The organism is Streptomyces sp. TLI_171 (assembly GCF_003610255.1).
Lineage (GTDB): Bacteria > Actinomycetota > Actinomycetes > Streptomycetales > Streptomycetaceae > Kitasatospora.
The window spans coordinates 4,962,374-4,975,968 of record NZ_RAPS01000001.1 but is presented as its reverse complement, the minus strand read 5'-3'; the positions used below and the strand labels follow the sequence as shown (position 1 = coordinate 4,975,968).

Below are 13,595 nucleotides of genomic sequence, written 5' to 3'. Positions count from 1 at the left end.
CGGTCGGGGTCAACACAGCAGACACCCACTGTGGCAGGCCGGACGATCACCCCGGCGGCCGGATCGGAGCCCGACATGAACGTCCTCGTCACCGGCGGCACCGGGACCCTCGGCCGCCACGTCCTCCCCCGGCTGGTCGCCGCCGGCTGCCGGGTCCGGGTCCTGACCCGCACCGCGCGGCCCGACGCCGACGGCGTCCGCCACCTGACCGGCGACCTGGTCGCCGGGACCGGTCCGGACGGGGCGCTGGACGGGATCGACACCGTTCTGCACCTGGCCGGAGGCCCGAAGGGCGACGACGTGGCGGCCCGGAACCTCGCCGCGGCGATGGCCCGGGCGGGCGGCGTCCGGCACGTCGTGATGGTCTCGGTGATCGGCGCGGACCGGATGCCGCTCGGCTGGTTCCGCGCCAAGCGCGACGCGGAGCTCGCGATCGGCGGGTGCGGCGTCCCGTGGACCGTGCTGCGCGCCGCCCAGTTCCACGACCTGGTGCTCGACGTCGCCGGCAAGGTCGGCAGGCTCCCGCTGCTGCCCGCGCCCGGCGGCCTGCGCTTCGAGCCCGTCGACGCGCGGGACGTCGCCGACCGGCTGGTCGCCCTCACCCTCGGCGGCGCTCCCGCCGGCCTGGTGCCCGACCTGGCCGGCCCGCGCGACTACGCCTTCGCCGACCTCGTCCGCAGCGCCCTGGGGCGCAACCGCCCCGCCCTCCCCGTCCCGCTCGCCGGCAAGGTCGGCCGCGCGTACCGCAACCAGGAGAACCTGGCCGGTGCGGGGGCGATGCGCGGCACCCGCACCTGGGAGGCCTTCCTGGCGGAGCGTCAGAAGCTGGCGTTCTCGCGGTAGGTGCCCCACTCCTCGCGCAGGGCGTGGCAGATCTCGCCGAGGGTGGCCTCGGCGCGGACGGCCCGGAGCATGGGCTCGATCATGTTGGCGCCGGAGCGGGCGGCGGCCAGCATCGCGTCGAGCCCGGCCCGGACGGCGCTCTCGTCGCGCCCGGCCTTGCGCTCGCGCAGGACCCGGACCTGCTCGCGTTCGACCTCGTGGCTGACCCGGAGGATCTCGAGTTCGGGGGTGACGCTGCGGGGGTGGCAGTTGACGCCGACCACGCGCTTGTCGCCCTTCTCGACGCCCTGCTGGTACCGGAACGCGGCCTCGGCGATCTCGCCGGTGAACCAGCCCTCCTCGATGCCGCGCAGGATGCCCGCGGTCATCGGCCCGATCGGGTGCTCGGCGCTGCCCTTGTCCAGGCTGCCCTTGTCCAGGATCTGCTGGAAGATCGCCTCGGTCTGCTGCTCGATCCGGTCGGTGAGGGCCTCGACGTACCAGGAGCCGCCGAGCGGGTCGGCGACGTTGGTGACGCCGGTCTCCTCCATGATCACCTGCTGGGTGCGCAGCGCGATCTCGGCGGCCTGCTCGCTGGGGAGCGCGAGGGTCTCGTCGAGGGCGTTGGTGTGCAGCGAGTTGGTGCCGCCGAGGACGGCGGAGAGCGCCTCGACGGCGGTGCGGACCACGTTGTTGTAGGGCTGCTGGGCGGTGAGCGAGACGCCGGCGGTCTGGGTGTGGAAGCGCAGCCACTGCGCCTTCTCGGTTTTCGCGCCGAAGTGGTCGCGCATCCAGCGGGCCCAGATCCGGCGGGCGGCGCGGAACTTGGCGATCTCCTCGAAGAAGTCGAGGTGGGCGTCGAAGAAGAAGGACAGGCCGGGGGCGAACACGTCCACGTCGAGGCCGCGGGACAGGCCGAGCTCGACGTAGGCGAGGCCGTCGGCGAGGGTGTAGGCGAGTTCCTGCGCGGCCGTGGCTCCGGCTTCCCGGATGTGGTAGCCGGAGACCGAGAGCGGCTTGTAGGCGGGGATGCCGCGGGCGCAGTGCTCCATCAGGTCGCCGATCAGGCGCAGGTGGGGCTCGGGGGCGAAGAGCCACTCCTTCTGCGCGATGTACTCCTTGAAGATGTCGGTCTGCAGGGTGCCGTTGAGGACGGCGGGGTCGACGCCCTGGCGTTCGGCGGCGACCAGGTACATGCAGAAGATCGGGACGGCGGGTCCGCTGATGGTCATCGAGGTGGTGACGTCGCCGAGCGGGATGCCGCGGAACAGCACCTCCATGTCGGCGGCGGAGTCGATGGCGACGCCGCAGTGGCCGACCTCGCCGAGCGAGCGGGCGTCGTCGGAGTCGTATCCCATCAGGGTCGGCATGTCGAAGGCGACCGAGAGGCCGCCGCCGCCGGCTTCGAGGATCATCCGGTAGCGCTCGTTGGTCTGCTCGGCGTTGCCGAAGCCGGCGAACTGGCGGATGGTCCAGGCGCGGCCGCGGTAGCCGGTGGCGTGCAGGCCGCGGGTGTAGGGGTACTCGCCGGGCCAGCCGATGCGTTCGAAGCCCTCGACCGCCTGGCCGGGCGCGGGCCCGTAGACGGGCTCGACGGTCTCGCCGCTGAGGGTGGTGAAGTCGGCGTCGCGCTTGCGTGCCTTGTCGTACCGCTGCTGCCAGCGCTGCCGGCCGGCCTCGATCTGCTCGGCGTCCATCGGCTCCGACTCCCGCTCCGTGCGGCCGCCCCGGGGGAACGGCAGAACTACTTGGATGTCCTACTAATTTACTCGGACGTCCAAGTATCTGTCGATGCCCACGCGCCGGGGCTGGTCCGAACAGCCGAGAGCGCCCCTCCCCCGGCGGGCGGGGAAGGGGCGCTCGATAGGTGCGTGACGGGGCGTCAGACGCCGGCGGTCTCCCGCGTGGCCTGGGCGGGGACCAGCTTGCCGCGGGCCTCGGCGACCACCTTGCGCTCGGCGACGAAGGAGGCGAACGGGATGCAGCCGGCGGCCAGGAACAGCACCATCCGGCCGAGCGGCCACTTGAGCTTCTGGCCGAGCAGGAAGGTCACCACGAAGTAGCCGATGTAGAGGTAGCCGTGGACCATCGCCACGTAGGTGGTGGCGTCGGCGCCGGCGTCGAAGCCGTACTTCGCCAGGATGAACCCGCAGAAGACCAGCAGTGCGACACCGGTCGCGATCGCCAGGCCGCGGTACCAGCCCAGCAGGGGGGTCGCCTTCATCTCTTACCTCGCCTCGCTCGGCCCGATTCACGGTGGCGGCGCCCCCGTCGGGCGGGCCGCTCACACGAGGGTAACCGGCCCTACGCCCCGGCCCCGCCCGGGCCCTCCTGGGCCGGCGCCTCGAAGTCGCCGGCAGCGACCCGGAGCGGCCGGAGCAGTTCGAACACCTCCCGGCAGGCGTCGGCGTCGTAGCCCTCCAGGCCGAACTCGACGGCCATCAGCTCGCGGGTGGCGCTCTCGACCACCTGGCGGCCGCGGTCGGTGATCGCGGCGAGCACGCCGCGGCCGTCCAGCGGGTTGGGGCGGCGGGCGACCAGTCCGGACCGCTCCAGGCGGTCGACGGTGTTGGTGACGCTGGTGGGGTGGACCATCAGGCGCTCGCCGATCTTGGAGAGCGGGAGCTCGCCGGAGCGGCTGAAGGTGAGCAGCACCAGGGCCTCGTAGCGGGCGAAGGTCAGGCCGTAGGGCTTGACCACCGCGTCCACCCGGGCCAGCAGGATCTGGTGGGCGCGCATCACCGAGGTGATCGCCGCCATGGACGGCACGTTGCCCCAGCGGCGGGTCCAGAGCTCGTCGGCGCGGGCGATCGGGTCGAAGTCGAGGGCGAGGGGCTTGGGCACGCCCCCACCGTACCCGCGGGCGCGGACGGGGGTAGCAGGTGTCCACGATGGTGGACAAGGCGACCGGTTGGCGGGATCACGCCAAACAGACAACCGCCGTCGCGCGGCGACTCTTTACACCGCATATTCCGTCACTATTCAGTGAAAGAGCGGGAGTTGGGCCTTCGCGCAGCCCGCACGGCATGGTTCGCGGCGAAACCTCCGATTCTCCCACCGGGCCGGAACCACCCCGCTGGCGAGAGTTTGCCAATTGTTGCCGAGGCGCTGTTCGCGGATTTGAACGCTTGTCATGCTTCTGGCCAGCCCCGTTCGACACTGCCGGCCCCACCCCACCGGCTGCTGTCGCCTGACCGCACGGAGCTGCACGTCAGCACCCGTATCCGCCCCAGCAGGCACTGACCCCGGTGCCCCGGAACGAGGTGCGACCGCGCACACGCGGTTGATCCGGAAGGAACCCGTACCGTGAAGCGAAAGCTCGCTGTCGGAGCCGTTCTCTCTGCCTCTGCCCTGCTCGCCGGCGCCATCCAGGTGAGCGCCGGGATCGCCCAGGCACTCCCGAACCCGGCCGCCCAGAACGCCGCGGGCCAGCACCGCGGCCAACTGCTGGCGCTGGCCGCCTCCCAGGCGCCTTCCGCCGCCAAGGCCCTGGGTCTGGGCGCGCAGGAGAACCTCGTCGTCAAGGACGCGATCGTCGACGCCGACGGCACCCGCCACTTCCGTTACGAGCGCACCTACAACGGCCTGCCGGTGCTCGGCGGCGACCTGATCGTGCACCAGGACGCCAAGGGCCAGGTCCGCGGCAGCGAGAAGGCCGTCTCCGGCAGCGTGGCCCCCGCCTCGCTGAGCCCGAAGCTGACGGCCGCCCAGGCCGCCTCCAAGGCCACCGGCGCGGTGCAGGCCACCGTCGGGACCAGCAAGGACGCCGACGAGGCCGCCCTGACCTCGGTCTCCGGCGCCAACAACGGCGCCCAGCTGGTGATCTGGGCCGCCGACGGCGCCCCGCGGCTGGCCTACCGGACCACCGTGGAGGGCGTGCGGGCGGACGGCACCCCCAGCCGCCAGCTGCTGGTCACCGACGCCGACACCGGCGCGGTGCTCTCCACCCACGAGGAGATCCAGACCATCGACGCGGCCGGCACCGGCAACGGCGTCTTCGTCGGCAGCGTCCCGCTGACCACCACGCTCTCCGGCTCGACCTACACGCTGAAGGACGCCAGCCGCGGCGGGCAGTACACCACCAACCTGGCCAACAAGACCTCCGGCAAGGGCACCGTCTACTCGAAGACCACCAACAGCTGGGGCAACGGCCTGGTCTCCAACGGCGAGTCCGCCGCGGTGGACGCCCAGTACGGCGCGGCCGTCACCTGGGACTTCTACAAGAACACCTTCGGCCGCAGCGGCATCCGCAACGACGGCGTCGGCGCGTACAGCCGGGTCCACTACGGGCGCAACTACGTGAACGCGTTCTGGGACGACAGCTGCTTCTGCATGACCTACGGCGACGGTGCGTCCAACACCCACCCGCTGACCGAGCTCGACGTCTCCGGCCACGAGATGAGCCACGGTGTGACCTCCAACACCGCGGGCCTGAACTACTCGGGCGAGTCCGGCGGTCTGAACGAGGCCACCTCCGACATCTTCGGCACCATGGTCGAGTTCTACGCCAACCTGTCGAAGGACAACCCGGACTACCTGATCGGCGAGCTGATCAACATCAACGGCGACGGCACGCCGCTGCGCTACATGGACAAGCCCTCCAAGGACGGCGGCTCGGCCGACTACTGGTCCTCCACGGTCGGCAGCAAGGACGTCCACTACTCCTCGGGCGTCGCCAACCACTTCTTCTACCTGCTGGCCGAGGGCAGCGGCGCGAAGACCATCAACGGCGTGAGCTACAACTCGCCCACCTACAACGGCGCGACGCTGACCGGCATCGGGCGGGACAAGGCCGCCCAGATCTGGTACCGGGCGCTGTCGGTCTACATGACCTCCACCACCAACTACAAGGGCGCGCGCACCGCGACCCTGAGCGCCGCCGCCGACCTGTACGGCTCCGGCTCCGTCCAGTACAACGCGGTGGCCGCGGCCTGGACCGGCGTGAACGTCAACTGACGCCCAACCGGTAGTCAGTGCAGAGCCCGCGGCGGTCGGGCCTCCCACGAGGAGGCCCGGCCGCCGCGCACCACGTTCTGCGGAGGGACCGTCAGGCGGTCGCCGGGGCGGCGTCGAGCTCGCCGCGCTCCTCCTTGGCGAGCATCCGCTCGGCGAAGAACCCGCCGGTCGGCAGCACCGACAGCACGAACAGCACCAGGCCGCGCTTCGGCTCCCAGCGCCGGGCCTGGTACGCCTGCACCAGGAAGACCAGGTACAGGATGAACAGCACGCCGTGCACGGTGCCCATCACCGGCACGCCGTTGAAGCTGGTGGTGCGCTTCAGCACCGAGCAGATCAGCAGCAGGATGAAGGACAGGCCCTCCGGGCCGGAGACCAGGCGCAGGCGGTGGACGGCGGCGACGCTCTTCACGGGATTCCTCACAGGGCACGGCGGGCGGCTGGCTTGTGAACCGGTGCACAAGCCAGGCCTATTATCACCGACCTGACAACCGCGCCGGGCGGACCCCCTATCCTGCTGGCTGCGCGCGGCCCGACCGGCGGGCCCGCAGACCCACGGGGGGCACCGCACCATGCTGAAACGGGACTGGGACCGGCACACCTGTGCCCGGCGCGGCCACATCACCTACGCGCCCGACGAGACCGACCTGCGCACCCGCCTGCACGCCGCCACCGCGCTCGGCACCGCCTGGCGCTGCCTGCGCTGCGGCGACTTCGCGCTCGGCGAGCCGCACGGCTCCGGCCCGGCCGAGAACGCGCCGCTGGTCCCGCGCGGCAAGGCGCTGCGGGACCTGTTCATCCTGCGCTTCCTCGCCGTCGAACGGCTGCTGCGCGGCCTGCTGATCGTCGTCGCGGCCTGGGCGGTGTGGAAGTTCTCCAACAGCCAGGACGCGGTGCGCCGGATCTTCGACGAGAACCTGACCGTCTTCAAGCCGGTCACCGAGCACTTCCACTGGGACCTGGAGCACTCGCCGATCGTCGACACCATCCGCCGGACCTTCGACTACAAGCACTCCACCCTGCTCTACGTGGCCGTCGCGCTGGTGGTCTACGCGCTGATCGAGATCGTCGAGGCGTTCGGCCTGTGGTGGGGCCGGCGCTGGGCCGAGTACCTGACCGTGATCGCCACCGCCGCGTTCCTGCCGCTGGAGGGCTACGAGCTCACCGAGCACGTCAGCGTGCTGAAGATCGGCACGCTGCTGCTGAACATCGCCGCAGTGCTCTGGATCATGCTCTCCAAGCGGCTGTTCGGCCTGCGCGGCGGTGTCGCCGCGTTCGAGGCCGAGCGCCACTCGGCCTCGCTGCTGGAAGTGGAGACCGCCGCGGGCGCCGTCCCGCAGACCGCCTGACGCTTTTGTCCGTTATCTGGCGATTGACGGTCGGTCAGGTGTCCGGATTTCGTACCGAACGGGTACCAGCAGGGCCGAGCCCCCTCCCCCCGGGGGAGGGGGCCGCTAGATTCCCGGACGTGGCACAGTTCCGACTCCAGGGGTCAAAGGTCCTCGCCGTCGATCTCGCCGGGGACACCGTAAAAGCACGCAACGGCTCGATGGTCGCCTACACCGGGCAGATGGGCTTCAAGAAGCTCTCCGGCGGCGGCGACGGCCTGCGCGGCATGGTCACCCGCCGGCTCACCGGCGAGCGCATGGAGGTCATGGAGGTGAAGGGGCAGGGCACCTGCTACTTCGCCGACAAGGCCACCGAGATCAATCTCGTCCGGCTGAACGGCGAGACGCTGTTCGTCGAGTCCGACAACCTGCTGTGCACCGAGGCGACGCTGCACACGGGCACCTCCTTCACCGGCCTGAACGGCATGGCGTCCGGCAACGGCCTCTTCACCACCAAGGTGGAGGGCCAGGGCTGGGCCGCCGTCACCTCCAAGGGACCGGCCGTCATCCTCCGGGTCGCCCAGGGCCTGCCGCTCCGGGTCGACCCCGGCGCGTACATCGCCCACACCGGGAACCTGAACCGCGCCCTCAAGTCCGGCGCGGGCTGGACCACGCTGATCGGCGAGGGCGGCGGCGAGGCGATGCAGGTCGAGTTCACCGGCGACGGGCTGGTCTACGTCCAGCCCTCCGAGCGCCTGACCTTCGGGGGCGACGTCTGATGGCCTTCACCCGGATCAACAACAAGATGATCTCGGCCAAGGTGCTGCCCGGCCAGCGCATCTTCTCCCAGCGCGGCTCGATGCTCGGCTACTCCGGCGAGGTCACCTTCAAGCCCAACGCGATGGGCGGCCAGGGCGGCGTGATGTCGATGATCGGCCGCCGGGTCGCCAACGAGGACACCCCGCTGATGACCGTCGAGGGCCAGGGCGAGGTGATGTTCGGCCACGGCGGCCACCACGTGCACCTGGTCGACCTGACCGGCGACACCCTGTACGTCGAGGCCGACCGGCTGCTCGCCTTCGAGGGCAGCCTCCAGCAGTCCACCATGTTCATGGGCCAGCAGGGCGGCCTGATGGGCGTCGTGCGCGGCCAGGTCACCGGACAGGGCCTGTTCACCACCCAGCTCACCGGCCACGGCGCGGTCGCCGTGATGGCCCACGGCGGCGTGGTCGAGCTGCAGATCGCCCCGAACCAGCCGGTCCACGTGGACCCGCAGGCCTACGTCGCCCACCGCGGCCAGGTCACCAACAAGCTCTCCAGCGCCCTCGGGTGGCGCGACATGATCGGACGGGGCTCCGGCGAGGCCTTCCAGCTCGAACTCTCCGGACACGGCATCGTCTACGTGCAGGCCAGCGAGGTGAAGCTCTGATGTCCTACCCCCCGCAGCAGCCCTACGGCCAGCAGCCGCCCTACCCGCCGCAGCCCGGGCAGCCGTACCCCCAGCAGGGTCAGCCCTACCCGCCGCAGGGACAGCCGTACCCGCCGCAGCAGCAGGGCGGGTACTCCCAGCAGCAGTACCAGCAGTCCTACCAGGCCACCCAGGTCGGCATGCCGCCCCAGCAGCCCTACCAGGCGCCGCCGGCCGGGCAGTTCGGCGCCCCGATGTTCCAGCCGCCCGGCGGCGAGGGCCCCAAGGTCTGGGACCCGTCCACGCTGCCCGCCAACGACAACGTCAACCCGTACTGCTTCTCGGTCGACCTGAACGGCGCGTACTACCTGCAGAAGGGCAAGATGATCGCCTACTACGGCGACATGCGCTTCTCCGGGATCGGCCGCGGCGCGATCGACCAGTTGCTGGAGCGGAACTTCAACTCCCCGCTGCACGCCTCGGACTGGGTCGTCGCCGAGGGCCACGGCAAGCTGCTGCTCGCCGACCGCGCCTTCGACCTCAACTCCTACGACCTGGAGAACGGCAACCTGACGGTCCGTTCGGGCAACCTGCTGGCCTTCGAACCCACCCTGCAGCTCAAGCAGTCGATCATCCCCGGGTTCCTCACCCTGATCGGCACCGGCAAGTTCGTCGCCGCCTCCAACGGGCCCGTGCACTTCGTCGAACCGCCCGTCAGGGTCGACCCGCAGGCCCTGGTCGGCTGGGCCGACTGCCCCGCGCCGTGCCACCACTACGACCACAGCTACATGCACGGCCTCATCGGCGGCCTGCGGCACCTGACCGGGCTCGGCGGCGCCAGCGGCGAGGAGCACCAGTTCGAGTTCATCGGCGCCGGCCAGGTGCTGATGCAGTCCTCCGAGACCCTGATGGCCGAACGCTCCGTCGGCGTCGTCGCCGCGGAGCCCGGCGTCCCGGGCGGCGGCGTCCCGCACCAGAGCGGGCAGCAGCTCCCGAACGTGAACGTCCCGGGCCTGGGGAACCTCGGCGACCTCGGCCGCCGCTTCGGCCTCTGACCCGCGCCCCTGAGTGTCCTCCTCCGCTCGCGCAGCAGATTCCCCGCGCCCCTGACGGGTCGGGTCTCAGAGGGCGGTGAACTCGACCGGGAGGGCGGTCAGGGCGCGGTGGATCGGCCCCTGGCGCCAGGTGACGGTGTCCGGGGGGACGGCCAGCCGGAGGTCGGTGAGGCGGCTGATCAGGTACTCGATCGCGGTGACGGCCATCAGGACCGCGGGCTGGCGGGCCGGGCAGCGGTGCGGTCCGGCCCCCCAGGCGAGGTGGGCGTAGGAGCCGCCGAGCGATTCGGCCTCCGAAGGGGGCAGCGCCGCCTGGGCGTTGGCGGAGGCGTAGGAGACCAGGACCGGCTGCTCGGGGGTGAGCGCGGTGCCGTGGAAGACGATGTCCCGGCGCGGGTAGTGCGGGGAGAAGTTGGACAGCGGCGGGTCGTTCCAGAGCACCTCGTTGACTGCGTCGTGCGCGGTCATCGCGCCGCTGTGCAGGGAGCCGGCGTAGCGGTCGTCGGAGAGCATCCGCAGCAGCGCGTTGGCGGTGAGGTTGGCGGTCGGCTCGTGACCCGCCATCAGGGTCAGCGTGATGTGCCGGACGACCTCTTCGTCGGCGAGCTTCGCCGGGTGATTCAGGAAGGCCGAGATCAGGTCGTGCCGGGGCGCCTCGCGGCGTTCGGCGACCAGTGCGGTGATGACGGCGACCAGGTCGGCGTACGCGGCGGCGGCGCCGGTGGACGACTCGAAGGCGCGGTTCATCGCGGCGCTGATCCGGTCGATGTCCGGGTCGGGGATGCCGTACCAGGAGGTGAGGATGAGCAGCGGCAGCCGGTAGGCGTACTGGGCGAGCAGGTCGGCCTTGCCGGTGCCGGCGAATTCGGCGATCAGCTGCTCGGCGACGGCGGTGGTGTCGCGCTGCAGCAGGTGCGGTTCGAGGATGCCCACGCTGTCGGTGATGACCTGGCGGTAGCGGGCGTGCGTCTCGCCGTCGGAGAACAGCGCGGTGGGGCGCCAGCCGAACAGCGGCAGCAGCGGGGAGTCGGCGGGCTGGGTGGCCTGCCAGCGGCGGGCGTCGCGGGTCCAGGTCTCGGTGTCGCGGAGGATCTCCAGGGCGACGTGGTAGTCGGTGACCAGCCAGGCGTCGACGCCGGGGGCGAGTTGGACCGGGGCGAGCGGGCCGCGGTCGCGCAGCCGGGCGTAGTGGGTGTGCGGGTCCGCGGCGAACTGCGGGCCGAACAGGGCGGTGCGGGTCATGGGGCGGTCTCCTGGGGAAGGCGGTCCAGGACGTGCTCGGTCAGGGCGATCAGCGCGTCGACGCAGCCGTCGCGTTCCCGGGCGTCGCATTCGAGCAGCGGGGTGGCCGGGTCGAGGTCGAGGGCGACGCGGATCTTGTCGAGCTCGATCGGCGGGGTGTCGGGGAAGCGGTTGACGGCCACCGCGTAGGGCAGGCCGGCCTCCTCGATCAGGTCCATGGCGTCGAAGGCGTCGGCGAGCCGGCGGGTGTCGGCGAGGATGAGCGCGCCGAGGGCGCCGCGGGCGAGGTCCTCCCAGAGCGGGAGGAAGCGGCGCTGGCCCGGGGTGCCGAACAGGTACAGCACGAACTCGCCGTCGGTGAGGGTGAGTCGGCCGAAGTCGACGGCCACGGTGGTGGCGGTCTTGCCCGGGGTCCGGGTGGTGTCGTCGACCGGGATGCCGTGGGCGGTCATGGTCTCTTCGGTGTGCAGGGTCGGGATCTCCGACAGGGTGCGCACGAAGGTGGTCTTGCCGACCCCGAACGGCCCGGTGACCATGAGTTTCATCAGGATCGGGTCGGTGGCGGGGAGGTAGGCGGGTGCGCCTGACGGTCCGTCACCGGGCAGGGTGGCGGTGCTACTTGAGGGCGCGAAGTCCACTGAGGAGCCTTTCGGCGAGGTCCCGGTTGACCGGCTGGGCGTTGGGGATCGGCGCGCGCACGCTCAGGGCGCCGCGTTCGGCCAGGTCGGCGGCGATGAACACGGTCGCGCTGACCGGCAGCCGGAGGTGGGCGGCGGCCTCGGCGACGGTCAGGGCGCCGGGGCGGACCAGTTCCCATAACTGGCGGTGTTCGCCGCCGAGTCCGGCCGGGAGGTCGGCGGCGGCGTGCAGCACGCTGAGCCGTTCCAGGCTGTGCCCGCCGGGTGCGGCGGTGCGGCCGTGGGTGGCGAGGTAGGCCGGGACGAGGCGGCGGCTGGGGCCGAAGGGCCCGCTGGAGACGGTCATGTGCCACTCGCCTCCCGGGCGGGGCTGGCGAGGGCTCTGGCGAGCGCGGCGACCTGGACCTGCATCTGGTACGCGATGGTGCCGAGGTCGGCGCCGGCGGTGGCGAACACCGCGAGCGAGGAGTTCTCGCCGGCGGGGGTGACCACGGCGTAGCCGTCCTCGGACTCCACCACGGTCTGGTTCAGCCGGATCTGCTCGCGGCCGGTGAACGCGGTGGTGAAGGCTCGGGCGGCGGCGTGCAGCGAGGCGGTCATCGCGGCGACCCGGTCGGCGCCGTCCCGGCCGAGGTCGGCGGAGTGGCCGGTGACCAGGCCGTCGCCGGTGGCGATCACGGCGTTCTGCACCCCGGGCAGGTCGAGCAGCGGGGTGAGGACCCAGGACAGGTCCTCGGTGTGGCGGCGGAGCTGGGCGGTCACGGGGTTTCGACTCCTTCGGGTGCGGCGGGTCCCTGCGGGCTCGGGTCGTCGAGTGCGGCGCTGCGCCCGGCCGCGGTGCCGGACTGCAGGGCCGCCCACGCGCTGCGGGCCCGGTCGGGGGTGCTGCCCGCCGGGGCGGGGAGGGTGGACGGGGCGTCCTGCTGCGGGACGCGGGGGGCGCGGCGCTTGCGGGTCGGGAGCGCGTCGCCCGCGTCGAACACCGGCGCGGTCTGGGTGATCGGGCGGGGCGCGAGCGCGGACAGCCGGGCGCCCGGGTCGGTCAGCGTGAGCAGGTCGGCGGGCAGCCGCAGGATCGCCCGGACGCCGCCGTACGGCGACGGCTCGACCCGGCAGCCGAAGCCGAACTGCCGGCAGAGCAGGCCGATCACGGCGAAGCCGGCCTGCGGCGGGTCGCCGAGTTCGGTGAGCAGCACCTCGGCCTGGCCGTCGAGCAGGTCGCCGGCCCGCTCCAGCTGATCGGGCTCCATGCCGACGCCCATGTCGTCGACCACCACCAGGGCGCCGGAGCTGCCCTGTTCGATGGAGACGACCACCCGGGTCTCGGGGTGGGAGTAGGCGGTGGCGTTGCCGAGGATCTCGGCGAGCGCGATGGCGACCGGTTCGGCGGCCCGGGCGGCCACCGCCAGCCGGGGTTCGCGCAGGTGGTTGGTGATCTCGACGCGGGCGTAGCCGGCCACCCGGGACTGCGCGCCGACGCAGAGTTCGGCGAGCGGGGAGTCCTCCCGGGTCATGCCGGGCCAGGCGCCGGAGAGCACCGCGAGGGACTGCACCCGGCGGAGCGTCAGTTCGTTGCGGAAGTCCAGCGCGAGCAGCCGGGGGTCGTCGACGCTGAGCTGGATCTCCTCCAGCAGCGAGCGGACCTGGATCAGCAGCGCCTGGATCTTGGAGGCGGCGCCGCGCAGGGCGGCCCGGGCGGCGGCGTCGGTGCGCTCGCGTTCGGCGAGCACGGCGCGGACGGCCGCGCCGAGCGCGGCGTCCAGGGCGCGGTGCAGGTCCTCGGCGCCGGCGGCGGGGTCGAGCGGGCCGGGGACGGGGGTGCGGGGGTGGGTGAGCGCGGTGGCGGCGGCGGGCAGCCGTTCGTGCGCGAGGTGGGCGGCCTCGCGGACGGCCGCGGCCAGCCGGGCCTCGGCGACGGTGTGCCGGGCCTCGGCGGCCCGGGCCCGGCCGTCGGCGGCCCTGGCGTTCTCCTCGGCGGCCAGCGCCCGTTGGACGGCGCCGTCGGCGCGGTTCTCGGCGTCGGTGGCACGCCGGCCGGCCGCCCGGGCGGTGCGGACGGCGCGCCGGGCGGACCACAGCAGGGGGCCGGCGGTCAGGGCGGCGCCGGCCAGCAGAGCGAGCACGATCTCGACCATGGGGTCCTCGG

General features: G+C 72.4%; 15 protein-coding genes. 6 read left to right on the top strand and 9 right to left on the bottom strand.

The features are described from left to right. The first annotated feature begins 75 nt into the window (after window positions 1-75). Complete coding sequence (locus BX266_RS22725) at window positions 76-843, top strand: SDR family oxidoreductase (RefSeq protein WP_099902596.1); 768 nt, start codon at window positions 76-78, stop codon at window positions 841-843. On the opposite strand, the gene BX266_RS22720 is transcribed toward BX266_RS22725, so the two are convergent. From BX266_RS22720 to BX266_RS22710, 3 genes are all read right to left on the bottom strand, one after another. Further along, on the bottom strand, window positions 819-2,519 hold the full coding sequence (locus BX266_RS22720) for a methylmalonyl-CoA mutase (protein ID WP_099902594.1): 1,701 nt from the start codon (window positions 2,517-2,519) through the stop codon (window positions 819-821). The genes BX266_RS22725 and BX266_RS22720 overlap by 25 nt on opposite strands. Before the next feature lie 185 nt (window positions 2,520-2,704). Further along, window positions 2,705-3,046: a DUF3817 domain-containing protein gene (locus tag BX266_RS22715; RefSeq protein ID WP_099902592.1), complete on the bottom strand. Its 342-nt coding sequence runs from the start codon at window positions 3,044-3,046 to the stop codon at window positions 2,705-2,707. 80 nt (window positions 3,047-3,126) lie between these two features. Then, entirely contained in the window at window positions 3,127-3,666 is a 540-nt protein-coding gene (locus BX266_RS22710; protein ID WP_099902590.1) for a MarR family winged helix-turn-helix transcriptional regulator, read from the bottom strand. 462 nt (window positions 3,667-4,128) lie between these two features. Between BX266_RS22710 and BX266_RS22705 the strand changes: the two genes are divergently transcribed. Next, window positions 4,129-5,778: a M4 family metallopeptidase gene (locus BX266_RS22705; RefSeq protein WP_099902588.1), complete on the top strand. Its 1,650-nt coding sequence runs from the start codon at window positions 4,129-4,131 to the stop codon at window positions 5,776-5,778. Window positions 5,779-5,869: 91 nt separating this feature from the next. Here the strand turns inward: BX266_RS22705 and BX266_RS22700 are convergent, their stop codons facing one another. Next, the gene (locus BX266_RS22700; protein ID WP_259464804.1) at window positions 5,870-6,190 is read right to left on the bottom strand and encodes a DUF3817 domain-containing protein; all 321 of its coding nucleotides are present in this window, start codon (window positions 6,188-6,190) and stop codon (window positions 5,870-5,872) included. 163 nt (window positions 6,191-6,353) lie between these two features. Between BX266_RS22700 and BX266_RS22695 the strand changes: the two genes are divergently transcribed. The 4 genes from BX266_RS22695 (at window position 6,354) to BX266_RS22680 (ending at window position 9,569) form a co-directional block, all read left to right on the top strand. Continuing rightward, window positions 6,354-7,127, top strand: a complete 774-nt coding sequence (locus tag BX266_RS22695) for a DUF2127 domain-containing protein (RefSeq protein ID WP_099908183.1) — start codon at window positions 6,354-6,356, stop codon at window positions 7,125-7,127. Between the two features lie 119 nt (window positions 7,128-7,246). Continuing rightward, window positions 7,247-7,885: an AIM24 family protein gene (locus BX266_RS22690; protein WP_099902585.1), complete on the top strand. Its 639-nt coding sequence runs from the start codon at window positions 7,247-7,249 to the stop codon at window positions 7,883-7,885. Continuing rightward, the gene (locus BX266_RS22685) at window positions 7,885-8,535 is read left to right on the top strand and encodes an AIM24 family protein (protein ID WP_099902583.1); all 651 of its coding nucleotides are present in this window, start codon (window positions 7,885-7,887) and stop codon (window positions 8,533-8,535) included. The genes BX266_RS22690 and BX266_RS22685 overlap by 1 nt, the downstream gene beginning before the upstream one ends. A gap of 233 nt (window positions 8,536-8,768) precedes the next feature. Then, on the top strand, window positions 8,769-9,569 hold the full coding sequence (locus BX266_RS22680; RefSeq protein WP_099908181.1) for an AIM24 family protein: 801 nt from the start codon (window positions 8,769-8,771) through the stop codon (window positions 9,567-9,569). Window positions 9,570-9,635: 66 nt separating this feature from the next. Here the strand turns inward: BX266_RS22680 and BX266_RS22675 are convergent, their stop codons facing one another. From BX266_RS22675 to BX266_RS38785, 5 genes are all read right to left on the bottom strand, one after another. After that, window positions 9,636-10,811 carry a cytochrome P450 gene (locus tag BX266_RS22675; RefSeq protein WP_099902581.1) on the bottom strand — a complete coding sequence of 392 codons (1,176 nt, stop codon included), beginning with the start codon at window positions 10,809-10,811 and terminating at the stop codon, window positions 9,636-9,638. Next, a complete protein-coding gene (locus BX266_RS22670; protein WP_259465138.1) occupies window positions 10,808-11,356 on the bottom strand; it encodes an ATP/GTP-binding protein in 549 nt (182 codons plus the stop codon). Before BX266_RS22670 ends, BX266_RS22675 begins: the two co-directional genes overlap by 4 nt. Window positions 11,357-11,426: 70 nt before the next feature. After that, the gene (locus BX266_RS22665) at window positions 11,427-11,795 is read right to left on the bottom strand and encodes a DUF742 domain-containing protein (RefSeq protein ID WP_099902579.1); all 369 of its coding nucleotides are present in this window, start codon (window positions 11,793-11,795) and stop codon (window positions 11,427-11,429) included. Continuing rightward, entirely contained in the window at window positions 11,792-12,211 is a 420-nt protein-coding gene (locus BX266_RS22660; RefSeq protein ID WP_099902577.1) for a roadblock/LC7 domain-containing protein, read from the bottom strand. The genes BX266_RS22665 and BX266_RS22660 overlap by 4 nt, the downstream gene beginning before the upstream one ends. Then, window positions 12,208-13,584 (bottom strand): ATP-binding protein, encoded by a 1,377-nt coding sequence (locus tag BX266_RS38785; protein ID WP_180290574.1) that lies wholly within the window; start codon window positions 13,582-13,584, stop codon window positions 12,208-12,210. Before BX266_RS38785 ends, BX266_RS22660 begins: the two co-directional genes overlap by 4 nt. Window positions 13,585-13,595: the final 11 nt, after the last annotated feature.